General features: G+C 64.0%; 20 protein-coding genes and 2 pseudogenes. 14 read left to right on the forward strand and 8 right to left on the reverse strand.

The features are described from left to right. Nucleotides 1-98: 98 nt before the first annotated feature. Nucleotides 99-1,805, reverse strand: a pseudogene (locus IVB54_RS13585) (caspase family protein). Nucleotides 1,806-1,975: 170 nt separating this feature from the next. Here IVB54_RS13585 and IVB54_RS13590 point away from each other — a divergent pair. From IVB54_RS13590 to IVB54_RS13605, 4 genes are all read left to right on the forward strand, one after another. Next, on the forward strand, nucleotides 1,976-3,331 hold the full coding sequence (locus IVB54_RS13590) for a hypothetical protein (protein ID WP_247455153.1): 1,356 nt from the start codon (nucleotides 1,976-1,978) through the stop codon (nucleotides 3,329-3,331). 59 nt (nucleotides 3,332-3,390) lie between these two features. Beyond that, a complete protein-coding gene (gene metK / locus IVB54_RS13595) occupies nucleotides 3,391-4,587 on the forward strand; it encodes a methionine adenosyltransferase (RefSeq protein WP_018457295.1) in 1,197 nt (398 codons plus the stop codon). Nucleotides 4,588-4,713: 126 nt separating this feature from the next. After that, nucleotides 4,714-6,135, forward strand: coding sequence for an adenosylhomocysteinase (ahcY, locus tag IVB54_RS13600; protein WP_007601979.1), 1,422 nt, complete (start codon nucleotides 4,714-4,716; stop codon nucleotides 6,133-6,135). Nucleotides 6,136-6,290: 155 nt separating this feature from the next. After that, on the forward strand, nucleotides 6,291-7,751 hold the full coding sequence (locus tag IVB54_RS13605) for an NAD(P)/FAD-dependent oxidoreductase (protein WP_247442476.1): 1,461 nt from the start codon (nucleotides 6,291-6,293) through the stop codon (nucleotides 7,749-7,751). A gap of 19 nt (nucleotides 7,752-7,770) precedes the next feature. Here IVB54_RS13605 and IVB54_RS13610 read toward each other — a convergent pair whose 3' ends face one another. Next, complete coding sequence (locus IVB54_RS13610) at nucleotides 7,771-9,006, reverse strand: YbfB/YjiJ family MFS transporter (RefSeq protein ID WP_247455149.1); 1,236 nt, start codon at nucleotides 9,004-9,006, stop codon at nucleotides 7,771-7,773. A 29-nt stretch (nucleotides 9,007-9,035) separates the two neighbouring features. Next, nucleotides 9,036-9,746, reverse strand: a complete 711-nt coding sequence (locus IVB54_RS13615) for an SDR family NAD(P)-dependent oxidoreductase (RefSeq protein WP_204511795.1) — start codon at nucleotides 9,744-9,746, stop codon at nucleotides 9,036-9,038. A 214-nt stretch (nucleotides 9,747-9,960) separates the two neighbouring features. On the opposite strand from IVB54_RS13615, the gene IVB54_RS13620 reads away from it, so the two are divergent. The 3 genes and pseudogenes from IVB54_RS13620 to IVB54_RS13630 all read left to right on the forward strand — a co-directional run bounded on the left by IVB54_RS13620 (nucleotide 9,961) and on the right by IVB54_RS13630 (nucleotide 12,251). Then, nucleotides 9,961-10,884, forward strand: a complete 924-nt coding sequence (locus IVB54_RS13620) for a LysR family transcriptional regulator (protein ID WP_247297099.1) — start codon at nucleotides 9,961-9,963, stop codon at nucleotides 10,882-10,884. A 146-nt stretch (nucleotides 10,885-11,030) separates the two neighbouring features. Next, complete coding sequence (locus IVB54_RS13625; protein WP_007612486.1) at nucleotides 11,031-11,186, forward strand: hypothetical protein; 156 nt, start codon at nucleotides 11,031-11,033, stop codon at nucleotides 11,184-11,186. Nucleotides 11,187-11,320: 134 nt separating this feature from the next. Further along, nucleotides 11,321-12,251: pseudogene (locus tag IVB54_RS13630) on the forward strand (aspartyl/asparaginyl beta-hydroxylase domain-containing protein). 6 nt (nucleotides 12,252-12,257) lie between these two features. Here the strand turns inward: IVB54_RS13630 and IVB54_RS13635 are convergent. After that, nucleotides 12,258-12,800, reverse strand: a complete 543-nt coding sequence (locus IVB54_RS13635) for a hypothetical protein (RefSeq protein ID WP_247442479.1) — start codon at nucleotides 12,798-12,800, stop codon at nucleotides 12,258-12,260. 130 nt (nucleotides 12,801-12,930) lie between these two features. On the opposite strand from IVB54_RS13635, the gene IVB54_RS13640 reads away from it, so the two are divergent. Both IVB54_RS13640 and IVB54_RS13645 read left to right on the forward strand, forming a co-directional pair. Beyond that, nucleotides 12,931-13,389, forward strand: a complete 459-nt coding sequence (locus tag IVB54_RS13640) for a nuclear transport factor 2 family protein (protein ID WP_247455146.1) — start codon at nucleotides 12,931-12,933, stop codon at nucleotides 13,387-13,389. Between the two features lie 145 nt (nucleotides 13,390-13,534). Then, entirely contained in the window at nucleotides 13,535-14,875 is a 1,341-nt protein-coding gene (locus IVB54_RS13645; protein ID WP_247455145.1) for an MFS transporter, read from the forward strand. A 64-nt stretch (nucleotides 14,876-14,939) separates the two neighbouring features. On the opposite strand, the gene IVB54_RS13650 is transcribed toward IVB54_RS13645, so the two are convergent. The 3 genes from IVB54_RS13650 to galE form a co-directional block, all read right to left on the reverse strand. Then, nucleotides 14,940-15,641: a fumarylacetoacetate hydrolase family protein gene (locus IVB54_RS13650; RefSeq protein ID WP_247455143.1), complete on the reverse strand. Its 702-nt coding sequence runs from the start codon at nucleotides 15,639-15,641 to the stop codon at nucleotides 14,940-14,942. A gap of 35 nt (nucleotides 15,642-15,676) precedes the next feature. Beyond that, entirely contained in the window at nucleotides 15,677-17,479 is a 1,803-nt protein-coding gene (locus IVB54_RS13655) for an ABC transporter ATP-binding protein (protein WP_247455142.1), read from the reverse strand. Nucleotides 17,480-17,597: 118 nt separating this feature from the next. Further along, nucleotides 17,598-18,611: a UDP-glucose 4-epimerase GalE gene (galE, locus tag IVB54_RS13660; RefSeq protein WP_247455139.1), complete on the reverse strand. Its 1,014-nt coding sequence runs from the start codon at nucleotides 18,609-18,611 to the stop codon at nucleotides 17,598-17,600. A gap of 125 nt (nucleotides 18,612-18,736) precedes the next feature. Between galE and IVB54_RS13665 the strand changes: the two genes are divergently transcribed. Continuing rightward, entirely contained in the window at nucleotides 18,737-19,774 is a 1,038-nt protein-coding gene (locus IVB54_RS13665; protein ID WP_247455138.1) for a glycosyltransferase family 4 protein, read from the forward strand. A gap of 173 nt (nucleotides 19,775-19,947) precedes the next feature. Here the strand turns inward: IVB54_RS13665 and waaF are convergent, their stop codons facing one another. Beyond that, nucleotides 19,948-21,018: a lipopolysaccharide heptosyltransferase II gene (gene waaF / locus IVB54_RS13670; RefSeq protein ID WP_247455136.1), complete on the reverse strand. Its 1,071-nt coding sequence runs from the start codon at nucleotides 21,016-21,018 to the stop codon at nucleotides 19,948-19,950. Nucleotides 21,019-21,190: 172 nt separating this feature from the next. Between waaF and rfaD the strand changes: the two genes are divergently transcribed. The 4 genes from rfaD to IVB54_RS13690 all read left to right on the forward strand — a co-directional run bounded on the left by rfaD (nucleotide 21,191) and on the right by IVB54_RS13690 (nucleotide 26,988). Further along, nucleotides 21,191-22,171 (forward strand): ADP-glyceromanno-heptose 6-epimerase, encoded by a 981-nt coding sequence (rfaD, locus tag IVB54_RS13675; protein WP_247455134.1) that lies wholly within the window; start codon nucleotides 21,191-21,193, stop codon nucleotides 22,169-22,171. 11 nt (nucleotides 22,172-22,182) lie between these two features. Then, a complete protein-coding gene (gene rfaE1, locus IVB54_RS13680; RefSeq protein ID WP_247777289.1) occupies nucleotides 22,183-23,667 on the forward strand; it encodes a D-glycero-beta-D-manno-heptose-7-phosphate kinase in 1,485 nt (494 codons plus the stop codon). Beyond that, nucleotides 23,664-24,950, forward strand: coding sequence for an O-antigen ligase family protein (locus IVB54_RS13685; RefSeq protein WP_247455130.1), 1,287 nt, complete (start codon nucleotides 23,664-23,666; stop codon nucleotides 24,948-24,950). The genes rfaE1 and IVB54_RS13685 overlap by 4 nt, the downstream gene beginning before the upstream one ends. Before the next feature lie 124 nt (nucleotides 24,951-25,074). Beyond that, on the forward strand, nucleotides 25,075-26,988 hold the full coding sequence (locus tag IVB54_RS13690; protein WP_247455129.1) for a nucleoside-diphosphate sugar epimerase/dehydratase: 1,914 nt from the start codon (nucleotides 25,075-25,077) through the stop codon (nucleotides 26,986-26,988). Nucleotide 26,989: the final 1 nt, after the last annotated feature.

Here is a 26,989-nt window from a genome sequence, read left to right on the forward strand (position 1 = left end):
CAGTACGCCGCTGCTTCTCGGAGAATCGCTGACTTCTCGGCGTACTGGGTCGCCCGGTCAAACCGGGCGATGACAGCTGAGGGTGAGGCACACGCACCTCACTTCTCCGCCAGATAAACCTCGCCCAGCAGCGACGAGTTCGACCACGGTACCTGCTTGTTCTTCGTGGTCGAGACCACCTCGGCCCGCACCCGCGTCAGGATCTGCTGCACTTCCGGGCCGGGCGTGCCGAGATGGCGCGAGAGCGCGGCGGAGAACGGCGAGTTGGCGCCTTCCCGTCGAGCGCGACGTGGCCCGGCGCAGTGGCGAAGGCGATCAGCGTGCCGGCGCCGAGCGTCGCGCCGGCTCCGAGACTCGTTGGCGCTGCGAGGCCCGAGGCAGCTTCGATGGCGCGGTTGGTGCCGGCTGATGCGACCTGCTGTGCCATCGGATTATTGCGGCAGGCATCGAAGATCAAAATGTTGGTGCGGACCTGGTCGTCCAGGCCGGCCATGATCGTGTCCATGTCGATCATCGCGTCCGTCATCCTCGCGCCCGCCTTGAGTTCGACGTCGACGGGAATCAGATAGTTGCGACGGTCGACCTGCACGCCGTGGCCCGCATAGTAGACCAATACGACCTGCGCCCGCGCCGCCTCCCGCAAGAAGTCACGCGTCATTTCTTGCATCGCCGCACGGTCGAGATCGACGCCTTCCGACACGATGAAGCCGGTGTTGCGCAGGCTCTTCGCGACAGCGCGCGCGTCATTGGGCGGATTGGGCAGCGCCTTGACATGCGCATAGGCGCCGTTGCCGATGATCAGCGCCATGCGCGTGCCGCGCGCGGCCGGAGCAGGCGAGGGGGGCGGCGCGGCACCGGTCTGCTGGGGAGCCGGTGCCTTCCGGCTCGGTCGTCGGTGACGGCGAATCGCGCGGGATCGGTGCGCTTGCGTCGGTGATCAGCGACAGCCGCACCTTGCGGTGGCTTGATTGGCCTTGCTGCCGGCATCGGACGCCGCGATCGCCAGCGTTGCCTTGTAGTCGTCGCTCGCGTGCGCGTAATCGCCTTTCGCCTGATAGCCAGCGCGCGATGGGTGTAGCCCGAGATCAGCACGCTGTTCGGCGGCGTCATGATGTTGACCGGCGGCTTCTCTTTCGCGAGCCGAATCGCTTCGCTGCCGTCGGCAATCGCGCGTCCGGAATCGCCTCTGACACGCCAGATCGCGGTCCGGTTGATCAGCGGCTGCGGCAGCGTCGGGTCGAGCCCTGGTTGATGTCGGTCAGCGCGCCGTCGAGGTCGCCGAGCGCCTCCTTGGAGATGCCGCGGTTTTGGAATGAGAACGCCGATTTTGGATTGGCCTTGATCGACATATCGTAGTCGGCGATCGCGTTGGCGTAATCGCCTTTGCCGCGCCAGGCATTGCCGCGATTGTGGAAGATGATGCCAACAGGCGGGCCAAGCTTCAGCGCATCGTCGAAATCAGCGATCGCGATCTCGTAGTCGCCTTTGTCGTAATACGCCGAGCCGCGCAGGTTGTAGACCGCCTGGCTCGGCTGGAGCCGGATCGCTTCCGTGGCGTCAATGATGACCTTGGCGTAATCGCCCTTCTTATTCCAGCCCACTGCGCGCCAGAAGTAGACCGTCGCGAGCTGCTCGCCTTTGAACACCTTCAGCGCGACGATCTTGCTGCAGGCATCGATCATCTGGTCTGCGGGCGTCGTGTCGGTGGTGCAGAGCGGCCCAAACTGGTTGCGCGCCTGCGCAAAAGCTGGCGCCGACCACAGGGTTGCGGCGAGCAGGCAGAGCGTGATGAGCAGGCGACGCATTGGAGGTGGTTCCCGTAGAGGAGCGGCGTCTGTTTGGGCCCGGCAGGGAGGGTGGTTCACGGCTGCCTGTTCTACACACGGCAAACGGGGCGGCTCTACCCCTATTCCCTCGGTGGGCAGATTTTGCTAGGAGGCATTACCCAATCCCTCTGCCCACTGCGTCCCACTCCATGAAGAATGACGAAATCCTGAGCCAAATCACCGAGTTCTGCCGTAAGGCGGACATGGCGGAGTCGACGTTCGGCCGGCGCGCGGTGAACGATGGGAAGCTCGTGCACCGCTTGCGCGAGGGCAAGCGCATCACGATCGACACGCTGGACCGGATCCAGGCCTACATGGCTGCATCGGTGGCCGGCGGCGTGCCGCCGCCGCGGGGGCTTCAGGTGCCCCCGGAAAAGCGCGATCCGCGCGGCAATTTCCGCTTTTTTGAGAACCGGCAGAAATACCTGCTGTTCGTCCACACTTGCAGTGAGAAGCGGGTGGTCGCCGAGCGTGTGGCGCTAGAGCTTGCCAGCATCCATCCCCGGCCCCCGGCGCTGCGCGTGTTCGATGCCGGCGTTGGCGACGGCACGGTACTGGCGCGCGTGCTGCGCTCGATGCACCAGCGCTTTCCGCACATGCCGTTCTATGTTGCCGGCAAGGAGCTCAGTCTCGAGGACCTCCGCCTGACGCTGGACAAGGTGCCGGATCGCATTTTCGAGCACCCGGCCTCGGTGTTCGTTTTTACCAACATGCTCTACGCGGAGGCGCCCTGGCTCACGCCGGCATCGCCCGCGGCGGCCGCCGCGACCGTTTGGCACGAGGTTCCCCTGCGGGGGGCTTCCTCCGGTGAGTTCGAGACGCAAATCGCGGAGTTGAAGCCGTTTTTGGAGCAGAACTGGCGCGCGGCGGTCAGCCCGCGCACGGGGATGCCGCTCTATGAGCGGCCTGTCGTGCTGGTGCTCTACCGTGAAGATCAGCGGTTTCTGCTCGATTCGACCATTCCACGGCCGGGTCAGGCCGAGGCCAATTTCGACCTCGTTATCGCATCCCAGCCATACCGGGCGCTGTCCTCGGTCAATTTCAGGGCAAAACGGATCATAGCGCCCCTGGCGCGGGCCTTGCGGGCAGGCGGCCGCCTGATCGGTATTCACTCCCACGGCCAGGATCCCGGCATGGAGATGATCCAGGCGATCTGGCCCGGAGAAAATCCTTTCTCAGTGAGCCGTCATGAGCTATTGCGCGCGGTGAAGTACGAGCTCGGCTCGGTGGGCCGCGACTTAAATTTTAATGCTTACGCAGATAACCGCTCGATCTTCAGGTATGATATGGAAGCGCTGCCCAACGAGGTGACGGGCACCATCGGAACCTCGACGGCCTTTGCAGCCTGGAATGCGGCGGTGTATGTCGCTCAGATTGAGGACGACCGGTTGACGGAAATGACTCAAAACGGCCGCACTCTGGACGCCGCCAGGGACGTGCTGCGAAAGTACAATGGGCTCTGGTTTCTCGACGAATCCTACGTCATCTCGCGCCGGCGTGATTGACATCATTCAAAGCTAATATCGCAACGCCCGCCAGCTAGCGGCGGAACAAGGGGTTACTGATGCGCGCGTCCTATCTCTTCACCAGCGAGTCCGTGTCCGAAGGCCATCCGGACAAGGTGTGCGACCGGATCTCCGACGAGATCGTCGATCTGTTCTACCGCGAAGGACCGAAAGCCGGCATCGATCCCTGGCAAATTCGTGCCGCCTGCGAAACGCTCGCGACCACGAACAAGGTCGTGATCGCCGGTGAGACCCGCGGTCCTGCATCCGTCACCAATGAGCAGATCGAAGGCGTCGTGCGCGCCGCGATCAAGGACATCGGCTACGAGCAGGAAGGTTTCCACTGGGAGAAGGCGGACATCGAGATCCTGCTGCATCCGCAGTCGGCCGACATCGCGCAGGGCGTCGATGCGCTGCAGCCGGGCGAAGTCAAGGAAGAGGGCGCGGGCGACCAGGGCATTATGTTCGGCTATGCCACTAACGAGACGCCGGATCTGATGCCGGCGCCGATCTTTTACGCCCACAAGATCCTGCGCCTCATCTCGGAAGCGCGCCACTCCGGCCGCGAGAAGGTGCTGGGCCCGGACTCCAAGAGCCAGGTCACCGTGCAGTACGAGAACGGCAAGCCGGTCGGCGTGCGCGAGATCGTGGTGTCGCACCAGCATCTGATCGAGGACATCTCGTCCAAGCAAATTCGCGACATCGTCGAGCCCTATGTGCGCGAGGCGCTGCCGAAGGACTGGATCACGGCGAAGACCATCTGGCACATCAACCCGACCGGCAAGTTCTACATCGGCGGTCCCGACGGCGATTCCGGCCTGACCGGCCGCAAGATCATCGTCGACACCTATGGTGGCGCGGCTCCGCACGGTGGCGGCGCGTTCTCCGGCAAGGATCCGACCAAGGTCGACCGCTCCGCGGCTTACGCTGCCCGCTATGTCGCCAAGAACATCGTCGCGGCCGGTCTTGCCGACCGCTGCACGCTGCAGCTCGCCTACGCCATCGGCGTGGCGCGTCCGCTGTCGATCTACATCGACACCCACGGCACCGGTAAGGTGTCGGAGGATCAGCTCGAGAAGGCCGCAGCCAAGGCGATGGATCTCACCCCGCGTGGCATCCGCAGCCATCTCGATCTCAACCGCCCGATCTACGCGCGCACCTCCGCCTATGGCCATTTCGGCCGTACTCCCGACAACGAGGGCGGCTTCTCCTGGGAGAAGACCGATCTCGTCGAAGCGCTCAAGCGCGCGGTCTGATCACCGACGACATTTCGGGGCGCCGCGCCAGCGGCGAACCCGGAATTCCTAATCGATCGCATCGAGATTCCGGGCTCGCCCTCCAGGGTGACCCGGGATGACCAATTCAACAACAGGACGCCCGCAATGAACGCGAAGCCCGGCTTCACCGATTACATCGTCAAGGACATTTCGCTCGCCGATTTCGGCCGCAAGGAGCTCTCGCTCGCCGAGACCGAGATGCCCGGCCTGATGGCCACCCGCGAAGAATATGGTCCGAAGCAGCCGCTGAAGGGCGCGCGCATCGCCGGCTCGCTGCACATGACGATCCAGACCGGCGTGCTGATCGAGACGCTGGCCGCGCTCGGCGCCGACATCCGCTGGGTCTCCTGCAACATCTATTCGACGCAGGACCACGCCGCGGCGGCGATCGCAGCCGCCGGCATTCCGGTATTCGCCGTCAAGGGTGAGAGCCTTACCGAGTACTGGGACTACACCGCCAAGCTGTTCGACTGGCACGGCGGCGGTCACCCGAACATGATCCTCGACGACGGCGGCGACGCCACCATGTACGTCCATCTCGGCCTGCGCGCCGAGAACGGCGACACCAAGTTCCTGGACAAGCCGGGTTCGGAAGAAGAGGAAGTCTTCTTCGCGCTTCTGAAGAAGCAGCTCAAGGAGAAGCCGAAGGGCTACTTCGCCGAGATCGCCAAGAGCATCAAGGGCGTTTCCGAAGAAACCACCACGGGCGTGCATCGTCTCTATGACATGCAGAAGGCCGGCACGCTGCTATGGCCGGCCATCAACGTCAACGACAGCGTCACCAAGTCGAAGTTCGACAATCTCTACGGCTGCCGTGAATCGCTGGTCGACGGCATCCGCCGCGGCACCGACGTGATGATGTCCGGCAAGGTCGCGATGGTTGCGGGCTTCGGCGACGTCGGCAAGGGTTCGGCCGCCTCGCTGCGCCAGGCCGGCTGCCGCGTCATGGTCTCCGAGGTCGATCCGATCTGCGCGCTGCAGGCGGCGATGGAAGGCTATGAAGTCGTGACCATGGAAGACGCCGCGCCCCGCGCCGACATCTTCGTCACCGCGACCGGCAACAAGGACATCATCACGATCGAGCACATGCGCGCGATGAAGGATCGCGCCATCGTCTGCAACATCGGTCACTTCGACAACGAGATCCAGATCGCGGGTCTGCGTAACCTGAAATGGACCAACATCAAGCCGCAGGTCGACGAGATCGAATTTCCCGACAAGCATCGCATCATCATGCTGTCGGAGGGGCGCCTCGTGAACCTCGGCAACGCGATGGGCCATCCGTCCTTCGTGATGTCGGCCTCCTTCACCAACCAGACGTTGGCGCAGATCGAGCTTTTCGCCAACAACAAGGACGGCAAGTACAAGAAGGAAGTCTACGTGCTGCCGAAGTCGCTCGACGAAAAGGTCGCGCGCCTGCACCTCGCCAAGATCGGCGTCAAGCTCACCGAGCTGCGCAAGGACCAGGCCGACTACATCGGCGTCAAGCAGGAAGGTCCGTACAAGTCGGACCATTACCGCTACTGATCCGCTGATCGTATCTATTTTCGACGCAAAGCCCCGGAGCGATCCGGGGCTTTATTGTCTTGAGCGTGACGCACGCGTCTCCTCGAGGTCGTGTCAGGCCGATTGCCAGTTGACGAGCAATGATCCCGGTCAGACAATCCTTGGCAGAGGAAACAATGGCTCAAGACCATTTCGACGTGCTGATCGTCGGTGCCGGCCTGTCCGGGATCGGCGCGGGCTATCATCTTCAGACCAAATGTCCGACCAAGAGCTACGTCATCCTTGAGGGACGCGACTGTATCGGCGGCACCTGGGACCTGTTTCGCTATCCCGGCGTCCGCTCCGACAGCGACATGTTCACGCTCGGCTATTCCTTCAAGCCCTGGACCGATCCGAAGGCGATCGCCGACGGCGCGCAAATTCTCAGCTACGTTCGCGAAACCGCAGCCGAGAACGGCATCGAGAAGCACATTCGCTTTCACCATCGGGTCAAGCGTGCGGCGTGGTCGACGAGTGAAGCGCGCTGGACCGTCGAGGCCGAGCGCATCACCGGCGAGGGCGTGGCACAAACCGTGCGCTTCACCTGCAATTTCCTGTTCATGTGCTCGGGCTATTACAAATACGAGGCGGGCTACACGCCGGAGTTTCCGGGGTTCGCGGATTTCGCCGGCCGCATCGTGCATCCGCAGAAATGGACCGACGACATCGACTGCGCGGGCAAGCGCGTCGTCGTGATTGGCTCGGGCGCGACCGCGGTGACGCTGGTGCCGGAGCTCGCCAAGACGGCCGCGCAGGTCACCATGCTGCAGCGCTCGCCGACCTATGTGGTGTCGCGCCCTGCACAGGATCCCGTCGCCAACAAATTGCGGCGCAATCTGCCGACGCGGCTTGCCTATCACCTGATCCGCTGGCGCAACGTGATGTGGGGGATGTTCTTCTTCCAGCTCAGTCGGCGCCGCCCTGCGAAGGTGAAGGAGCTGGTTCTCAAGGGCGTGCAGATGGCGCTCGGCCCCGACTACGACGTCGCGACCCATTTCACGCCGCGCTACAATCCGTGGGACCAGCGGCTCTGCCTCGTGCCGGATGGCGACCTGTTCAAGGCGATCCGCGAGCAGCGCGCCTCCGTAGTCACCAAAGAGATCGACACGTTCACGCACGATGGTATCCGCCTGAAGGACGGCAGCGAGCTTGCGGCGGACATCATCGTGACCGCGACGGGACTGGTGCTCCAGGTCGTCGGCGGTCTTGACATCAGTGTCGACGGCCGCGCCGCGGATTTCGCCAACACGCTGACCTACAAGGGCATGATGTATGCCGACGTGCCCAACATGGCTTCTGCGTTCGGCTACACCAACGCATCATGGACGCTGAAATGCGACCTCACCTGCGAATATGTCTGTCGGCTCATCAACTACATGGACCGGCGCAATTTCCGGCAGTGCATGCCACATAATGACGATCCCACGATCACGGCGCAGCCGTCGCTCGATTTCACCTCGGGTTATGTGCAGCGCTCGGTCGCAAAGATGCCAAAGCAAGGCTCGAAGCGGCCGTGGCGGCTCTACCAAAACTACGCGCTCGACATCGTGTCCTTGCGGTTCGGCCGGATCGACGACGGCGTGATGCAATATTCCTGATCGCGACGACCGCGGCGTTCTAAGCCTTGCGCGTGGCAAGCGGCAGGGCGAGATCAATTGCGAGTGCGAGCACCACGGCGCCGCCGCCCAGCGCGAACAAGACGAGATAATCGCCGCCGGTCTGTGCGTAGATCCAGGAGAAGCCGTAGGCCGCGGCCGCCTGGAACAGCGCAAAGCTGGTCGTGGCATGGCTCCATGTCGTGCGCTGCTGCTCGGCAGAATGTGGGACCAGCTCATGGATGCGTCCGAGCACGAGCGGTACGATGCCAGGTGTGAAGCCGCCGACCACCACGCTCGATACGATTAGCGGGAGAGGCGCGGTACTGACGGTCGGGAGCAACACGGCGGCCGCTTCGATCAGGAAGGCGGCGCGCAGCGCCGGTCCAAACCCAGCGCGGTCCCCGAGATGACCGGTGACCAGCGGGCCGACGATTGCGCCAAGGCCATAGAGCACCCAGTAGTGCGATCCCGCAACAATACCCTGGCCGAGGCCGCGCGCGACGAAATCGACGATGAAGACCATGTGCGGCACCAGCGCCACCGCGTTGAGGCCGTATTGGAGGAGCAAGCCGCGAGCAGCGGGCGAAGCGTGCTTCGCCCGCTGCGATGACACGGTATTGGCCTTGGCCTCAGCGGGCCAGTTCCACCAGCTCACCAGCGTGAGCGTGCCCGCGAGCACGCCAAGACCATACCAACTCTGTTGCAAGCCTTGCTGCAGCAACAGCGGCACCAGCGTGCCGGATGCGGCGACACCGAGCCCGACGCCCGCAAAGATCACGCCGCCGACGATGCCGCGCCTCGCCGCCGAGATATGAGGCAGAATGACGGAGGCCGCCAGTACCATGATGATTCCGCCGGTGAGCCCCGACAGGAAGCGCCAGGCGAAGAACCAGGTGAACGACACCGGGGTCGAGCTGGCAAAAAAGGAGAGGGTCGCGAGCAACATCATCGCCCGCAAGCCGCGAACGGCGCCGATGCGCGCGGCCACGGTCCGCGCCGCGAGCGCGCCGGCAAGATAGCCGACTAGGTTCGCTGCACCGAGATAGACGACGTCGGACGGGTCGAACCATTTTGCGGCGATCAGGGCCGGGATTAGCGGCGTGTAGGAAAAGCGCGCGAGGCCAAGCCCGACCAGCGATGCGGACAATCCTGCTACCGCATATCGCCAGGTGTGCTGTGAGCAAGTCTGTGATGTCGAACCCGACCGCTGATGCGATCGGGGGTGGACTTGCTGCTTGGCATCTGCGTCTGTCATATCGTCCTCGTGCGCGAAGGCGCTAGCGTTCAGTGGCCGGCGCTCTGGCCGCCGTCGACATGCAGGATTTCGCCGGTGACGAAGGAGGCGCCCTCGAGATAGAGCACGGCATCGACGATGTCGGACATCTCGCCCATATGGCCGACGGGATGCAGCGCATCGAGCTGGGCGTGCGTCGCGATGGGATGCATCGGCGACTTGATGATGCCGGGCGACACCGCGTTCACGCGGATACCACGCTTGGCATATTCGATCGCCAGTGACTTCGTCGCGGCGCTCAACCCACCCTTGCTCAGCGAGGCCAGCACCGAGGGCACGTTCGAATTGGCCTGGTCGACCAGCGTCGTCGTGATCTGGACGACGTGGCCGGACCTCTGCTTTTCCATCTCGGCGATGCCAAGCTGCGTGACGTGGAAGAAACCAGCGACGTTGGTGCCCATCACCGCTGCATAGTCCTCCGCCGTATACTGCGTGAACGGCTTTGCGACGAAGATACCGGCGTTGTTGACCAGAGTGTCGACGCGGCCGAAGCGGGCGACGGCTTGCGAGACCACGCGCTCGGCGGTCTTCCGGTCGGCGATGTCGCCGGCAATGGTGAGGACATCTTCATCGCCCGACGGCTTAATGGAGCGCGCCGTCGCGACGACGCGATAGTTGCGATCGCGGAAACCCTGGACCAGGGCGGCACCGATGCCCTGCGAAGCACCGGTGATGATGGCAACCTTCTGTTCGATACCCATGATGGGCTCCTGTTGTTGGCTTTCAGAACCTGCGCCAGCAGCGGCTGGCTTAGTCGATGAGGTACGCCGCAGCGGGCCGGCTGCGAATACGCGCTGTCCGGCAGACACTCTTTCGCGGCGCGAACGAATGCCGGGCGGGCTCCCTGCGGTGGTTGTCGCGGCAGGAGCGAACGCCTAGCTTCCAGTCTGACCTCGATGGGCTGGCGGGAAACCTATGGATCGTCTGGATGCGATGAAGGTGTTTGTCCTTGCGGTGGACGAGGGCAGCCTCGCGGCCGCGGGCCGCAAGCTCGGCCGTTCGCCGGCGGCGGTCAGCCGCGCCATTGCTTTCCTGGAGCAGCGGGTCGGTGCCGAGCTGCTGCACCGGACCACACGCTCCATCAAGCTGAGCGAGGAGGGCGAGCGCTATGTCGCGGTCTGTCGCCGCGTGCTCACCGAGTTGGAGGAGGCCGACGACATCGCGGCCGGGCCGCGCACGGCCCCCCGCGGCCTGCTCACGATCACTGCGCCTGTGGTGTCGGGTGAGATGGTGCTGCGGCCGATCCTCGATGCGTTTCTCGACGCCTATCCGACCGTCTCGGCAAAACTCCTGCTGTTCGATCGCGCGGTCAATCTGATCGAGGAGGGGGTCGACGTCGCGCTTCGCATCGGTCATCTCGCGGATTCGGCAATGGTCGCAATGCGGGTCGGTGAGATCAGCCGCGTCGTGGTAGCATCACCGCGCTATCTGAAGCAGCATCCGCGCATTACCGAGCCCGGCGACCTCGCCAAGCACCAGATCGTCGCGATGGCGCACCTTCCCAATTCCTGGACCTTTGCACCGCAGGCGGGGTCGTCAGCCGCCCGCACGGTGCAGTTCACGCCGCGGCTCGTCGTCAACAGCACCTATGCGGCGGTGGCCTCGACCGTCGCCGGCCGCGGTGTGGCGCGAATGTATTCGTACCAGGTAGGTGAGCAGGTCGCGCGCGGCGAACTCGAGATCGTCCTGGCCGGCCACGAGGATCCCGAGATGCCCGCGCATTTGATCTGCCCGCAGGGCCGGCTCTCGGTGCCGAAGGTGCGGACCTTCACGGACTTTGCGGTGCCGCGGCTGAAGAAGCAGTTTGCTCGGCTCAAGAACGGCATCACTGCCCGGTGAGCCGCTGCGCGCACGGGCAATGCGTTGTTTTGCGTATACGGCGGGTCGGGTGAATCGGCCATGTTGCCCGAACGGTTAACGCCGGATTAACCGCGGAGTCCTAGCCTGTCTCGGCCGGGGTTACTTGCAAGGCCGAGGTGAGCCCAATGGAAGCCCAGAGAATCGCGGTCGACGCCGTCGTCGCGTTGACCGATTGCGATCGCGACGCCGTCATCGCGTTCATCCGCCGCCTGTATCTTGCCGGCGTCACCGACCCCAAGCGCCTGACCTTCAAGGGCCTCCAGGCCCTGTCACGGGCCTGATTCGGCTCGGTTCGGCCTCAAGTTCCCAGCCCTGATCTCCGGAGCGTGATTGCAACCCACCGGCGAATATCTTGCCGCTCGGGCCGCGTCGGGATAGATCACGTCCCCGGTTGAATCACCGGGGAACGGGGGAGATGTTAAAACAGCTTTTTGCGCCGCAACTCGTCATTCTCTATGTGCTGGCGGCATCGACGATCTACGTTCATTTCCGCGGCAAGCAGCGGCTGCGCTTAGCGCGCCAACTCGGGGACCACTCCACCTATCTCGCGCCCTACAATGTGTTGATGTACGCGGCCTCGGCGGTGCCGAACAGGCCGGTGATCCCGGTGGAGCAGTTTCCGGAGCTGAAAGCCCTCAGCGAAAATTGGGAGACCATTCGCGACGAGGCCGTTCGCCTGTTCGACGAAGGCTTCATTCGCGCGGCGGCGAAGAACAACGATTGGGGCTTCTATTCGTTCTTCAAGAGCGGCTGGAAACGCTTTTACCTGAAATGGTACGATGACTTCCTGCCTTCGGCGCGCACGCTGTGCCCGAAGACGGTGGAGCTGCTCAACTCCATTCCGAGCGTGCATGGTGCGATGTTTGCGATGCTGCCGCCGGGCGGCAAGCTCGGCGCCCACCGCGATCCCTTCGCCGGTTCGCTGCGCTACCACCTCGGTCTTGTCACGCCGAGCTCGAACAAGTGCCGCATCCTGGTCGACGGCATCGAATGCGTCTGGCGCGACGGCGAGGCCTTTATGTTCGACGAGACCTTCATCCACAGTGCGGAGAATGCCACCGACGTCAACCGCATCATCCTGTTCTGCGACGTCGAGCGTCCGATGAAATACGGCTTCATGACCGCCGATCAACCGTTGGGTCAGTCACCACATCGTCAAGGCCTCTGCAACCCAGAACGTCGACGGCGAGAGCGTCGGCCTGCTCAACAAGGTGTTCGGCAAGCTGTACGAGATCCATCTTGCGAGCCGCAAGGTCAAGGAATGGAATCGCAACGTCTACTACACGCTCAAATATTCGCTGACGGCGGTGATCCTCGGTCTCATCGTGCTGTCGGCATTGCGGTGATCGCCTTTAGTGACGGTGCTTGTGTTCTTCGGAGCCATCAGGGCGTTGGTAACCGCGCAGCTCCGCGTATCGCTGCATTTGGCTCTGATCGAGCAAGGCAGTTGTCGATAGATGGTATTTGAGGTGGCTTTCGCGGAGCAGTGCCTGGGTTTCCGAAATGGCCCCGAGGGCCGCCTTGAGTGACTCCGATGTCACGACGCGGGCGGAGAAGAAGCGGTCCAACTCCGTTTCCTGCTCGACCAGCTTGTTACCTAGCGGGACCGCCTCTTGCTTCATGGCATCGAAGAGGCGCTGAACCCGGATGCGCTGATCCGCAGTCAAATCAAGTCGATCGCCGAACTCGAGAACATGGCTCGGGCCGGGATATCCATTGAGTTCGGCGGCAAGCGCCAGGCCCATGCCACGTCCGGCTCGCAGATCGTCGATCTGCTGCTGCGACAGCGCCTTGATGGGGCGATGCTCAAGACCGGCATAGGGCTGAACGGCCTGCGCGCTGGCAACGTTGCACGAGACGATAAGCGTGGCTGCAAGCAAGAGAAGGCGTCTCATGAGTCTGGCTCCATGAAATCGGCCCGGCTGGTCGATCGATCTCCACCGGTGCTCTCCACATATCTTGCTGGACGGTTCGCCTCATGGCAACAAAGATTGCGGCGATTGAGTTGCGAACATGGAGCAGACGATGGTGTCTTTGCCGACCGCGAATACCGAGATCACGCAGTTCTTTCGCCACTGGCTGGAGACCTTCGCGGGCTATGTCCGCGAGGTCGACTATGCTTCGGCGCGGCCGCTCTTCCATCCGGATGTGCTGGCGTTCGGCACGCACAACGACGTCATTCCCGGCCTCGACCAATGGGTCACCACGCAATGGGACAACGTCTGGCCGAAGACGTCCGACTTCCGTTTCGTCATCGACCAGGCCTCGATCCTGGCATCGTCCGATGGCACAATGGCGACAGTGATCGTGCCGTGGACGAGCACGGGCTATCATCCCGACGGCAGCGCGTTTCCACGCCCCGGCCGGGCCACGATGGTGTTTTCAAGACATGGCGATAGCTGGCTCTGCGTGCATTCGCACATGTCGCTCAATCGCGGTGTGCCGCAGACAAGCCACGCCAATCGGCCGGTGAAGGCTTGGTAGTGCCCCCCTCGCGGGGCTTATCGACCGACTAAAGTTTTAGCCTCCCATTTCACGTCGGTTGGAACCCTTGGAACCCAACGTCGTTTTTCGGCAACAACAACAGGTGAAAACACGCAAGCGGGGGCCTATCTGAGGATGCGCTCCCATGGCAACACTTGATCTCGACGCCACCCGACTTACTGCCCCCGAGCATCAGCGCCAGCTTCGCCGCGCCGTGATCGCCTCCACAATCGGGACCGCGATCGAGTGGTATGACTTCTTTCTTTACAGCACCGTCACGGGTCTGGTTTTCGCAAAGCTCTTCTTTCCTCACTCCGATCCCTGGGTCGGCACGCTGGAGGCGTTTGCGATCTACGCGGTCGGATTCGCCGCGCGGCCCGTCGGCGCGGCAATCTTTGGCCATTATGGCGACCGCATCGGACGTAAATCCACGCTGATCGCGACGTTGCTCTTGATGGGACTGGCGACCGCCGCGGTGGCGGTGGTACCGACCTATGCGAGCATCGGTATTTGGGGCGCCGTGATTCTGACCGTGCTGCGGTTCATTCAGGGCGTCGGCGTCGGCGGTGAGTGGGGCGGCTCGGTACTGATGTCGATGGAATGGGCGCGCAACGACCGATCCCGTGGATTGATCGCATCATGGCCGCAGTTCGGTGTGCCCTGCGGGCTTTTCCTCGCCAATCTTGCCGTGCTGGTGTTCAGCCAGATGGCGGGTGATCAGTTCCTGGCATGGGGCTGGCGTATTCCCTTCGCGCTCAGCATCATCCTGGTCGGCGTGGGCCTCTATATCAGGCTCGGCATTCTCGAAACCCCGGTGTTCTCCAAGCTCGTGGCCGAACGCCAGCTCGATCGCACGCCGATGCTCACGGTGATCCGAGAATACCCGAAGGAGATTCTACTGTCTGCCTTTGCGCGCATGTCGGAGCAGGCGCCGTTCTACATCTTCACGGCCTTCGTGTTCTCCTATGGCATCGGCACCCTGCACGTATCGCGCGACTTCCTGCTGACCGCGGTGCTCTCGGCCTCGGTGCTGTCGTTCGTGTCGATCCCGCTGTGCGGACATATCTCCGATCAGATCGGCCGCAAGAACATGTATATGCTCGGCGCTGCTGTGACGGGCATCTTCGGCTTCGTCTATTTCGCCATGCTGAATACGGGGTCGCTGACCATCATCTTCCTCGCGATCATCCTGTCGCTGATTCCGCACGACATGCAGTATGGACCGCAAGCCGCCTTGATCGCCGAGAGCTTCACCGGACGCCTGCGCTACAGCGGCTCCTCGCTCGGCTATCAGCTCGCATCCGTGATCGCCGGCGGCCCTGCACCGCTGATCGCCACCTGGCTGTACGGCACGTTCCACTCGGCGACCGCGATCGCGGTCTACATCGCGATTTGCGCGGTCGTGACGCTGGTCGCGACCGCGATGATGACCGATTACACCGGAAAGGACATCAACGCGGCGGGGGCGTACGAGCGACGAACTTGAATCCGTAAAAAAGCCCCGGACGCGATGCCCGGGGCTTTGCAGTCCCGTGATCTCGAGCTCAGCCTTATTCCGGCTGACCGATGCTCACCTTCAGCGTACCGACGCCGTCGACGCCGCATTCGAGCTTGTCGCCCGGCTGGAGCTGCGACACGCCGGCCGGCGTGCCCGTCATGATGATGTCGCCGGCGGCGAGCTTCACCTGCTGCGAGAGCTGCCAGATGATCTCGGGCACATTCCAGATCAGCTCGGTGAGGTCGCCCTTCTGCGCCTCCTTGCCGTTGACCGTGAGCCAGATCTTGCCCTTGGCGGGATGGCCGATCTTCGATGCCGGCTGCACCGCGGAGCAAGGCGCCGAATAGTCGAACGACTTGCCGACCTCCCACGGACGCTCCTTCTTGCGCGAGGCGATCTGCAGGTCGCGGCGGGTCAAATCGATGCCGACGGCATAGCCGTAGACATGGTCGAGCGCCTTCTCGGCGGAAATGTTGAGGCCGCCGCTCTTCATTGCGACGATCAGTTCGACCTCGTGATGAAGATCCTTGGTCAGCGGCGGATAGGGAATGGTGGCGCCGTCCGGCACCAGCATGTCGGCGTGCTTGGCGAAGAAGAACGGCGGGGCGCGCTCGTCATTGCCCATCTCGCGGATGTGCTCGAGATAGTTGCGGCCAACGCACCAGATGCGGCGCACGGGATAACGGCCGCTTTCCCCGACGACGGGAAGCGAAGCCTGGGTCGGAAGCGGGATGACATAGGAGGCGGCGTTCATGGTGCGATCTCGCTGCTCGTGAGGTGAAAGGAACTCTATGCGGTTGCGCTGATCGGCGCCAGAGCGCCGGCGTCGTGATGTTGCAGGCGGAAGAACGAGGCGTAGCGGCCGCCGCGGCGGAGCAGTTCGTCATGCCGGCCCTGCTCGACGATCTCGCCGCCCTCGACCACCAGGATCGCATCGGCGTGCATGATGGTGTGCAGGCGATGCGCGATCACGATGGTGGTGCGGTTCTGGCAAAGATGCTCGATCGCCTCCTGCACCTGCCGCTCGGACTCGGAATCGAGCGCGGCGGTGGCTTCGTCAAGCAGGATGATCGGTGCGTTCTTGATCAGCGCGCGCGCAACCGCGATGCGCTGGCGCTGGCCGCCGGACAGTTGCGTGCCGTGCTCGCCGACGGGAGTGTCGTAGCCGAGGGGGAAGCCCATGATGAAATCATGCGCGCAGGCTGCTTTCGCAGCATCGATGATTTGTTCTTCGGTCGCGCCCGCGCGGCCGAAGGCGATGTTGCTGCGGATGGTGTCGCGGAACAGGTAGACGTCCTGGCCGACATAGGCGGTCTGAGCCCGCAGCGATTTTCGCGAGACGGCGCCGATCGACTGGCCGTCGATCACGATGTCGCCTTGCGTCACCTCGTAGAAGCGCAGCAGCAACCCCAGCACGGTCGATTTGCCGCCGCCGGAGGGGCCGACCAATGCGGTAACCTTGCCGGGCTCGGCAACAAAGCTCATGCGGTTGAGGACGGTCTCACCGTTGCGATAGGAGAAGCTGACGTCGCGCAGCTCGATGCGTGCAGTCGACAGTTTCAGCGCCGGCTTGTCGTCGTCGGAATGCTCGCTCGCGGGACTGTCTACGACTTCGAGCAGCATGCGGGCGCCGACGAGCTGGCTGTTGAGGTCGATGTTGAGCCGCGCCAGCCGCTTGGCCGGCTCGGTCGCCATCAGGAAGGCGGTCATGAAGGAAAAGAACGCGCCGGGCGTGGCGTTGAGGGCGACCACGCTATAGCCGCCATAAAGCAGGCAGCCTGCGACCGCGAAGCCGCCGAGCATCTCCATCAGCGGATTGGAGCGGTTGGCGACGCGGGCCATCTTGTTGGCGTTGCGCTCGACAATCGCGATGTTCTCGTCGATGCGATTCTGCATGGTGTCTTCGAGCGTGAACGCTTTTACGGTGCGGATGCCCTGCAGCGATTCCTGCATCGTCTCCAGGATGTCGGCGGTGCCGGTGAACTGGTTGTAGGCGAGCCCCTTGATGCGCTTGACCAGCTTGCGCAGCACCAGCATGGCCGGCGGCACGGCGACGAGGCCGATGAACGACATCACCGGATCCTGCCATACCATTACGCCGATCATGGCGAGCAGCATCATGAGGTCGCGCCCGACCGCATTGACCAGCATGTTGAGGACATCGGTGATGGACTTTGCGCCAGCGGTCAGCCGCGCCAGGAATTCCGACGAATGCCGCTCGGAGAAGAATCCGACGCTCTCGCGCATCAGCTTGGCGAACAGCTGGCGCTGGTTGGTGGCGAGGATGGCGTTGGAGATCTTGGTCAGGATCACCATGTGGCCGTAGGTCGCCACGCCCTTGATGAAGAGCAGGATCACGGTGATGCCCGAGAACATCGCGATGCCGGGGATGTTCTTGTCGACATAGGCCTGGTTGATGACCTGGCCGAGCACGTAGGTCGCGCCCGCGGTCGATCCGGCGGCAAGCGCCATCAGCGCGAAGGCGACGAGGTAGCGCCGCCAGTAGAGGATCCCCTGTTCCGTGACCAGGCGGCGAATCAGCACCGCTGCCGCATAGGGATCGTCGGTGATTTTCTTTGGAAACTGAGCCATCCGCAGTCCATTGACGGCACAGGAATAAGCCTGCCCGCGCGTCAGGGATCGAACGGCCTCTGTGCCCGCTAAGCCAGCGCTTTTCAAGCCCAATTAAGGGCTTGCGCTGGAATGGAATCTAGGCCGAGGCGGCGTGGCGGAGCTCGCCGTGACGCTCGCGGAACAGCTTGTCCTCCCAGGCCAGCGCATGGGCTGCGATGGTCTCGAGGTCGTCGTATTGCGGCTTCCAGTCGAGCAGGCCGCGGATGCGGCTGGTGTCGGCGACCATGGTCATGATGTCGCCGGGCCGGCGCGGGGCGTATTGCACGGCGAAGCTGCGGCCCGAAACACGGCGCACCGCGTCGATGGTTTCCAGCACCGAATAGCCGCGGCCATAGCCGCAATTGAGCGTCGTCGAGGCGCCGCCGTTGCGCAAATAAGCGAGCGCCGAGCGATGCGCCTGCGACAGGTCCGTGACATGGATGAAGTCGCGGATGCAGCTGCCGTCCTGGGTCGGATAGTCGGTGCCGAACACGTCGATCTTGGCGCGCTGGCCGGTCGCGGCTTCCACCGCGATCTTGAGCAGGTGCGTGGCGCCGACGGTGGCAAGGCCGATGCGGGCCTGCGGATCGGCACCCGCAACGTTGAAATAGCGCAAGGTCACGTATTGCATGCCGTAGGCGGCGGCGACGTCGTGCAGCATGATCTCGGTCATCAGCTTCGACGAACCGTAGGGCGACAATGGCCGTGTCGGCGCGTGCTCGGGCACCGGTACCTGGTCCGGATCGCCGTAGACCGCCGCGGTCGAGGAGAAGATGAAGCGGTCGATGCCGCGCTTGACCGCGACATTGAGCAGGTTGCGCGCGGTCGTGAAATTGTTGCGGTAGTAGCCGAGCGGATCGCGCATCGAATCCGGCACGACCACCGAGCCCGCGAAATGGATGATGCTCTCGATGTTGTGCTGGGCGGTCACGCCTTCGAGCAGGTTCTCGTCGCCGGCATCGCCAATGAACAGCGGCACGCCTTCGGGCAGATAGGCCGAGAAACCGGTGGAGAGATCGTCGATCACGACGACGTCCTCGCCGGCTTCCGCCAGCGCCAGAACCGTGTGGCTTCCGATGTAGCCGGCACCGCCGGTGACAAGCACAGTCATGATCTCACCCGTCTTCGATCAACGCTCCAAGCTAACGTTTACGTGGTGAAGAGTGGGTATCGGCGCGGCTGAACTGGTCACTATGCTTAATGTTGCGTATAGGGACTTTCGAAACGGAGCGTGGCGTGGCGAATTCCCCAGGCGATCTCGAAGTGATCGTGCCAAATCTGCACAGGCGCTATTCCGGGGTCACCGCGACCAACCGGATGGTGGCGCCGCGGCTGGCAAAGCTGTTTCGCGCCGCGTGGTTCGGCTCCGACGCGCCGGAGGGGATCGCGCGCCTGGGCGGTGCCGATCTCCTGAGATTGTGGCGCCGCAAGGCGCCGGTGATCTGGCACGCGCGCCGCAACAACGAGATGATCGCGGGCGTGCTGTTGCGCGCGCTCGGTTGGCCACTGAAGCTGGTCTTCACCTCGGCGGCACAGCGGCACCATAGCTGGATCACGCGCTGGCTGATCCGGCGCATGGACGCGATTATCGCGACATCAGATCTTTCGGCCTCGTTCCTGAAAGTGAAGCCGACCGTGATTCCGCACGGCGTCGACACTGATGTCTATGCACCGCCGCTCGACCGCACTGCCGCCTTCGCGCAAACCGCACTGCCGGGCCGCTACGCGATCGGCTGCTTCGGCCGCGTGCGCGCGCAGAAGGGCACCGATGTGTTCGTCGATGCGATGTGCCGCCTGCTGCCGCGCTATCCGGATTTCACCGCAATCATCGTCGGTCAGGTCACACCGGAGCAAACCGTTTTTGCAAACGACCTGAAGAAGCGGATCGAGGCCGCCGGCCTGCAATCGCGCATCGTCATCACTGGCGAGCTGCCGATCGCAGACGTGCAGCGCTGGTATCAGCGGCTGACCATCTACGCCTTCACCTCGCGCAACGAAGGTTTTGGCCTGACGTTGATCGAGGCAATGGCGGCCGGCAACGCGCTGGTCGCCGCGCGCGCCGGCGCGGCCGAGCTCGTGGTCGAGGATGGCGTGACCGGCGTGCTGATCCCGACCGGTGATGCGGATGCGCTGTCTGCAGCGCTGGAGCCGCTGATGCGCGATGTGGCTGCCGCGATCGCGATGGGCGAGCGCGGGCGGGCACGGGTGCTCGAACGGTTCAGCCTCGATGCTGAGGCGGCGCGGATCGGGGGCGTCTATCGGCCGCTGCTTTGAGCACCGCCTTCAGGGCAGCAAAAAAATCGTAAAACAACCCCATGCACAGTAGCCGGGGCCAACGAAATCAATGGTTTGGTCGCCATCCCGAAGCTGCGGATTTTACGAAGCCGATTTGACTCGTCGGGCAAAACACCGGTATGATGTCATCATCGGCGTAGCCTCGACGGCCTTCACGTCGAAGCCCTTGCCCCCGCCTCACCCAGCACCCGCTGCGCAATCTCCACCACCTCGCTTGCCGCGATATCTCGCATGCAGCGGTGGTCGTTCATCTTGCAGATCGTGCTCTGGCAAGGTTGGCAGGAGAGCACGCTCTTGTTCTGGACCACGGTCGCGGCGAGGCCGTTGAGGGGGGCCCAGAGGTAGGGGCTGGTGGGCCCGAAGATGCCCATCGTCGGCGTGCCCAGGGCGGCTGCGATGTGCATCAAGCCGGAATCGTTGGAGATCGCGACGCCGGCCGCAGCCATGGCCAGCACGCCGTTGCGCAGATCATTGCCGGTAAGGTCCCGCACCCCGGCGCCGCCGGCCGCGACGATCTCCTGGGCGAGGCCCTTTTCCCCGGGGCCGCCGACAACCCAGACCTCGAGGCCGCGCTCGGCGAGCAAGCGGGCGGCCTCGGGATAATAGGTCCAGCGTTTTGACACCCCGACCGAGCCGGGGGCGAGCGCTACGGCAGCGCCGGCGCCGAGGCCATTGGCCTGCCGCCAGCGGACGATGTCCTCGGCCGGGACCCGCAACTGCGGCACCGGCCATTCCGGCGGCAGCGGGGCGCCATCGGGCTGGGCGAGGGCGGCGTTCTTGTCGATGAAGCGGGGCAGCTTCTTTTCGCCCCAGCGCCAGCGATTGAGCAGGCCGAACCGGAACTCGCCGACGAAGCCGACCCTTTCCGGAATCCCGGCCAAAGCGGGCGCAATGGCGGCCTTCCAGGTCCGGGGTAGCACCAGGGCGGTGCCGTAGTTCCGCTCGCGCAGGAGCTTCGCCAGGCCGAGCTGGCGGCCCACGGCGAGCCGGCCGCGCGGCAGGTCCCAGACGATCGCTTCGCGCACGCCCGGCATGTAATCGACCAAGGGCGCGCATAGAGAGGTCGTGAGCAGATCGACCGGCCGGTTCGGCCAGCGCTCGTTCAGAACCCGCACGACGGTGTGATTCCGGACGAAATCGCCGATCCACATGTAGGGGACGATCAGGATCGGGCGCGTGTCGCCCCGATCTACCTCGCCACTAAATTGCGAATCTTGGTTCATTCGTTAATGAGGCCGGGTGCGCTGATGTGGCGGTTCGGTTAGCCGCTCCGGGCCGGCAGGTAAAGCCGGCCGAGCGGCAATCCCAAAACCGCTTACACTTTGGCGGATCATGCGCTAGGGCAGAACCGGGCCGCAAAACTTCGGGCAGGCAAAATCTGGCAGGGAAGTTGGAATGTTGCTGGTGACCGGCGGGGCCGGTTTTATCGGATCGAATGTCGTCGCCGCGCTGAACGAGTCCGGCCGGGGCGACGTCGTCGTCTGTGATTTCCTTGGCAACGAGGGCAAATGGCGCAACCTCGCCAAGCGGCAGCTTTTGGATATCGTGCCGCCGGCTGAGCTGCCGGACTGGCTGAAGGGCCGCAAGCTCGATGCGGTGATCCATCTCGGGGCGATTTCCGCGACCACTGCGACCGACGGCGACCTGGTGTTCGAGACCAATTTCCGCCTGTCGATGCGCCTCCTGGACTGGTGCACGGCGAATGCCGTGCCGTTGATCTACGCCTCCTCGGCGGCGACCTATGGCGACGGCGAGGCAGGATTTGACGACGACAGCTCCGTGCCTGCGCTGAAGAAACTGCGGCCGATGAATCTCTACGGCTGGAGCAAGCACCTGTTCGATCTCGCCGTCGCCGAGCGCGCAGCGAACGGCGAGAAGCTGCCGCCGCAATGGGCCGGGCTGAAATTCTTCAACGTGTTCGGCCCCAACGAATACCACAAGGGCTCGATGATGAGCGTGCTGGCGCGCCGCTTCGACGACGTTAAAGCCGGCCGCGTCGTGCAATTGTTCAAGTCGCATCGCGAGGGCATTGCCGATGGCGATCAGCGCCGCGATTTCATCTATGTCGACGACGTCGTGCGCGTGATCATGTGGCTGCTGGCGACGCCCTCGGTGTTCGGCATTTTCAATGTCGGCACCGGCAAAGCGCGCAGCTTCAAGGATTTGATGCTGGCGGCTTATGCCGCGCTCGGCGCCAGCCCCAACATCGAATACATCGACATGCCCGAGCAGATCCGCGGCAGCTACCAGTATTTCACCCAGAGCAAGGTCGATCGCCTCCACCGCGCCGGCTATAATGGCGGTTTCACGACGCTCGAGGACGCGGTGAAGGCCTATGTCGGGGATTATCTCGACCGGCCCGACCGCTTCCGCTGAGGCCCATCACCATGCCGACGCCCATTCTCGATTTCGATGCCCTCGCACAAGCCATCTCAGGCCGCACGGTGCTGTGCATCGGCGACATCATGCTGGACGAGTTCGTCTATGGCGAGGTGTCGCGGATCTCGCCGGAAGCGCCGGCGCCTGTCATCGCGGCACAGCGCAGCGCGATCCATATCGGCGGCGCCGGCAATGTCGCGCGCAACGTCGCCGCGCTCGGCGCGCGCTGCATCTTCGTCGGCCTCGTCGGCGAGGACGAGGCGGGCAGGCAGCTCGCCTCGGCGCTTGCGGGGCAGGGTGCGATCGAAAGCGTGCTGGTGTGCGATCCCTCGCGTCCGACCACGCGAAAGGTCCGTTTCGTCTCCGAGCATTTTTCCACGCACATGCTGCGTGCGGATTGGGAGCAGTCACAGCCCGCTTCCGATACGATCGAGACCAAGCTGATCGAAGCGATCCTGCCGCAGATCGCGCGCGCCGACGTCGTGCTGCTGTCCGACTACGCCAAGGGCGTGCTCACCGCCCGCGTCATCCGCCACACCATCGACGCCGCGCGAAAACTCGGCAAGCCCGTGATCGTCGATCCCAAAAGCCTGAACTGGGCGATCTATCGCGGCGCCACGCTGCTCACGCCCAATCGCAAAGAACTTTCGGGAGCGACCCGAAGCCGCGCCGACACGCCGCAGAGCATCGTCGATGCCAGCGAGGACGTGATGCGGCTCGCCGATTGCGAGGCGATCCTGGTCACCCAAGGCGAGCACGGCATGACGCTGGTGCCGCGCAATGGCGAGGCCGTTCACGTTCCGGCGTTTCCCGTCAAGGTGCGTGACGTCTCCGGTGCCGGCGACACCGTTGCCGCGGCGCTCGCGGTCTCGCTCGCCACGGGCGCGGACTGGGACACGGCGCTTCGCATGGCCAGTGCCGCGGCCGCGGTCGCCGTCGGCAAGCAGGGCACCGCCAGCGTGAGTGTGGCCGAGCTGAAGCGAAAGATATTGCCGCATGCCTATCTCGCGGCCGAAGAGAAGATCGTGCTCGAGCCCGGTGCGCTCGACGCGCAGCTCGCGGAATGGAAGAAGCAAGGCCAGCGCGTCGGCTTCACCAATGGCTGCTTCGACATCCTGCATCCCGGCCACGTCAAGGTGCTGACAGCGGCGCGCTCCGCTTGCGACCGCCTGATCGTGGGCCTCAACAGCGACGCCTCGGTGCGGCGGCTGAAGGGCGCCGACCGCCCCGTTCAGGGCGAGCGAGCGCGTGCGGAAGTGTTGGCGGCGCTCGAAGCGGTCGATCTCGTCGTTATTTTCGATGAGGATACGCCGATCGACCTGATCACCCGCATCAAGCCGAGCGCGCTGATCAAAGGGGGCGATTACACCCGCGAGCAAGTGGTCGGCCATGAGGTCGTCGAGGCCGCGGGCGGGACGGTGGTCCTGGTCGACATTCTCCAGGGCTTCAGCACGACGGCGCTGGTTCATCGCGCGCGGGGAGAGGGCAAGTGACGACGCTCGCCGGGGAGACGACCGGCCAGGTGCTGTGGCGGCGTCTGCGCAGTCCGGCGGCTTGGTCCGAGACGGTCGATCTGTTCGCGATCCTGACCGCGGCTTCGCTGCCATGGTCGACGTCGCTTGCTGGCATCTTCAATGCCTTGATGCTGCTCTGCATGGTGCCGTTCCTCGACGTCCGTGAGTTCCTGCAATCGCTCAAGCGTCCGATCTGTGCGGCGCCGATTGCGCTGGTCCTGCTCGCGCTGGTCGGCACGCTGTGGTCGGACGCGGCCTGGGGCGCGCGCTTCTACGCGGTCAATCCGACCGTCAAGCTGCTGGTGCTGCCGGTCCTGCTCTATCATTTTGCGCGCTCGCCGCGCGGACATTGGGTGTTCGTCGCCTTCCTGGTGTCCTGCGCGCTGTTGTCGGTGATGTCCTGGCTCGTCGCCTTCTACCCAGACCTCGCGCTCAAATCCGACCGCGTCGAGCGCGGCATCTTCGTCAAGAACTACATCGACCAGAGCCAGGAGTTCACGCTCTGCGCGGTCGCGCTCGCCTATCCGATCGTGCGGTTGCTGCGCCAGAAGCGCTACTGGATCGCCGGGCTGCTCACGGCGCTTGCGCTCGCCTTCTTCGCCAACATGGTGTTCGTGGTGGTATCGCGCACCGCGCTCGTCACGATCCCCATCCTGTTCGGTGTGTTTGCGTTGCTTCATCTGAGATGGCGCAACATCGCGATCATCTCCGCGGCCCTGCTCGTGGGCGCGGTTCTCGCCTGGCAGGCCTCGCCGCAATTGCGCAAGACCTACGACACTTTCGCCAGCGACTACACACGTTATGTGGAAAAAGGCGCGCCGACCTCGGCCGGATTGCGGCTCGAATTCTGGCGGAAATCCCTCGGCTTCTTCTCGGAGGCGCCGATCAAGGGGCACGGCACCGGCTCGACGCGTGGATTGTTCGAGCGGGCCGCGACGCCCGGCGATCAGAACCTGGCGTCCGCCGAGGTGATCGGCAACCCGCATAACCAGACGCTGAACGTGGCCGTGCAATGGGGCATCATCGGCGTCGCCGTTCTCTACGCCATCTGGATCCTGCATCTGCTGTTGTTTCGCGGCGACGGGCTCGCAAACTGGGTCGGCCTCCTGGTCGTGGTCCAGAACGCCTTCACCTCGTTGTTCAACTCCCATCTGTTCGACTTCCACGAGGGCTGGATGTACGTCATCGGCGTCGGCGTTGCCGGCGGCATGGTGATCCAGGCCCAGCAGGCCGAGGCGAAGGCGACAGTAGCCGGTTCCTGAACGGCCGCCCGGATCGCCAAACTTTCACCGGCAAACCTTGACCGGCAAGCCTTGACTGGCATGTCCGGCCGAGATGGGTTATCAGCGCGATCAGGTTGCATTAAACTGGATTTTCGGTCAGCGGATGACGCGTCTTTCGCATCTCACCTTGCGCAATTTCATGATCGCGCTCCACGACCTGCTGGCGACGACGGCGGCGCTGTTCGCCGCCTTCTATCTGCGCTTCGAGGGCGGCGACGGCTTCTTCGATCGCCTCCCGCTGCTAATCCAGATCCTGCCCTATTTCCTCGCCTTCAGCTTGGTCGTGTGCTTCGTCTTCAACCTGACCACGACGAAATGGCGCTTCATCTCGCTGCCCGACGCGCTGAACATCATGCGCGTCGCGACCGTGCTCACGGTTGCACTCCTGGTGCTCGACTACATCTTTGTCGCCCCCAATGTCCGCGGCGCCTTCTTCCTCGGCAAGGTGACCATCGTCCTCTACTGGTTCCTCGAGATCTCCTTCCTCAGCGCGTTGCGCATGGCCTACCGCTATTTCCGCTATACGCGGGTGCGCCGTCACGCCCGCACCGGAGATGCCGCGCCGACGCTGCTGATCGGCCGCGCCGCGGATGCCGAGGTGCTGTTGCGCGGAATCGAGAGCGGGGCGATCAAGCACATCTGGCCGGTCGGCGTGCTCTCGCCGTCGAGTTCCGATCGCGGCCAGTCCATCCGCAACGTCCCGGTTCTGGGCGGCGTAGACGACATCGAGGATGTCGTCGCCGACTTCACCAAGCGCGGCAAGGGGATCGCGCGCGTCGTGATGACGCCCACGGCATTCGAGCCGGAGGCACATCCCGAGTCGATTCTGATGCGGGCGCGCAAGCTCGGCGTGATCGTGAGCCGCATGCCCTCGCTCGAGAGCGGCGATACGCCACGGCTCACGGCCGTCGCCGTCGAGGATCTGCTGCTGCGGCCGAGCGAAAAGATCGACTATGCGCGGCTCGAGGCCCTGATCGAGGGCAAGGCGGTGATCGTCACCGGCGGGGGCGGCTCGATCGGTTCGGAGATCTGCGAGCGTGTCGTCGCGTTCGGCGCCGCGCGCCTTTTGATCGTGGAAAATTCCGAGCCGGCGCTCTACGCGATCACCGAAACGCTCGCGGCGCTCGGCTCCGCTGCTTCGATCGAAGGGCGCATCGCCGACATCCGCGACCGTGAGCGCATCATGCGCCTGATGGCCGAGTTCAAGCCGGACATCGTGTTCCATGCCGCCGCGCTCAAGCACGTGCCGATCCTCGAGCGCGACTGGAGCGAGGGCGTCAAGACCAACATCTTCGGCTCGATCAACGTTGCCGATGCCGCGCATAGCGCCGGCGCCGAAGCCATGGTGATGATCTCGACCGACAAGGCGATCGAACCGGTGTCGATGCTCGGCCTGACCAAGCGCTTCGCCGAGATGTATTGCCAGGCGCTCGACCATGATCTTGCGGCGGGTCACGGCGGCGCCAGGCGGTCGATGCGGCTGATCTCGGTCCGGTTCGGAAACGTGCTGGCGTCGAACGGCTCGGTGGTGCCGAAGTTCAAGGCCCAGATCGATGCCGGCGGTCCCGTGACGGTCACGCATCCCGACATGGTCCGCTACTTCATGACCATCCGCGAAGCCTGCGATCTCGTCATCACGGCGGCAACGCATGCGCTCGGAACGCAGCGTTCGGATGTGTCGGTCTACGTGCTCAACATGGGTCAGCCGGTGAAGATCGTCGATCTCGCCGAGCGCATGATCCGTCTCTCGGGCTTGCAACCCGGCTACGACATCGACATCGTGTTCACGGGCATGCGGCCCGGCGAACGCCTGCACGAAATCCTGTTCGCCTCCGAGGAGCCGACCCGCGAGATCGGCGTCGCCGGCATCATGGCCGCGCAGCCGAACGAGCCGCCGATGCAGACGCTGCGCAAATGGATTGCGGCGCTGGAGCAGGCGATCGCGCGCGACGATCGGGCGACCATCAGGACCATCCTGAAGGACGCGGTTCCGGAATTCGGGTCGACCGCGGCCTGAT

The sequence above is a fragment of the Bradyrhizobium sp. CW1 genome, from assembly GCF_023100665.1.
Lineage (GTDB): Bacteria > Pseudomonadota > Alphaproteobacteria > Rhizobiales > Xanthobacteraceae > Bradyrhizobium > Bradyrhizobium canariense_D.

Bases quoted from the DNA above. Each gene is read 5' to 3' on its own strand.
- IVB54_RS13655 (WP_247455142.1), bottom strand. From the start codon at position 17,479: ATGGCTCAGTTTCCAAAGAAAATCACCGACGATCCCTATGCGGCAGCG.
- IVB54_RS13625 (WP_007612486.1), top strand. From the start codon at position 11,031: ATGGAAGCCCAGAGAATCGCGGTCGACGCCGTCGTCGCGTTGACCGAT.
- IVB54_RS13640 (WP_247455146.1), top strand. From the start codon at position 12,931: ATGGTGTCTTTGCCGACCGCGAATACCGAGATCACGCAGTTCTTTCGC.
- IVB54_RS13615 (WP_204511795.1), bottom strand. From the start codon at position 9,746: ATGGGTATCGAACAGAAGGTTGCCATCATCACCGGTGCTTCGCAGGGC.
- rfaE1 (WP_247777289.1), top strand. From the start codon at position 22,183: ATGCCGACGCCCATTCTCGATTTCGATGCCCTCGCACAAGCCATCTCA.
- IVB54_RS13635 (WP_247442479.1), bottom strand. From the start codon at position 12,800: ATGAGACGCCTTCTCTTGCTTGCAGCCACGCTTATCGTCTCGTGCAAC.
- IVB54_RS13610 (WP_247455149.1), bottom strand. From the start codon at position 9,006: ATGACAGACGCAGATGCCAAGCAGCAAGTCCACCCCCGATCGCATCAG.
- galE (WP_247455139.1), bottom strand. From the start codon at position 18,611: ATGACTGTGCTTGTCACCGGCGGTGCCGGCTACATCGGAAGCCACACG.
- IVB54_RS13620 (WP_247297099.1), top strand. From the start codon at position 9,961: ATGGATCGTCTGGATGCGATGAAGGTGTTTGTCCTTGCGGTGGACGAG.
- IVB54_RS13645 (WP_247455145.1), top strand. From the start codon at position 13,535: ATGGCAACACTTGATCTCGACGCCACCCGACTTACTGCCCCCGAGCAT.
- ahcY (WP_007601979.1), top strand. From the start codon at position 4,714: ATGAACGCGAAGCCCGGCTTCACCGATTACATCGTCAAGGACATTTCG.
- waaF (WP_247455136.1), bottom strand. From the start codon at position 21,018: ATGAACCAAGATTCGCAATTTAGTGGCGAGGTAGATCGGGGCGACACG.
- metK (WP_018457295.1), top strand. From the start codon at position 3,391: ATGCGCGCGTCCTATCTCTTCACCAGCGAGTCCGTGTCCGAAGGCCAT.
- IVB54_RS13690 (WP_247455129.1), top strand. From the start codon at position 25,075: ATGACGCGTCTTTCGCATCTCACCTTGCGCAATTTCATGATCGCGCTC.
- rfaD (WP_247455134.1), top strand. From the start codon at position 21,191: ATGTTGCTGGTGACCGGCGGGGCCGGTTTTATCGGATCGAATGTCGTC.
- IVB54_RS13605 (WP_247442476.1), top strand. From the start codon at position 6,291: ATGGCTCAAGACCATTTCGACGTGCTGATCGTCGGTGCCGGCCTGTCC.
- IVB54_RS13650 (WP_247455143.1), bottom strand. From the start codon at position 15,641: ATGAACGCCGCCTCCTATGTCATCCCGCTTCCGACCCAGGCTTCGCTT.
- IVB54_RS13590 (WP_247455153.1), top strand. From the start codon at position 1,976: ATGAAGAATGACGAAATCCTGAGCCAAATCACCGAGTTCTGCCGTAAG.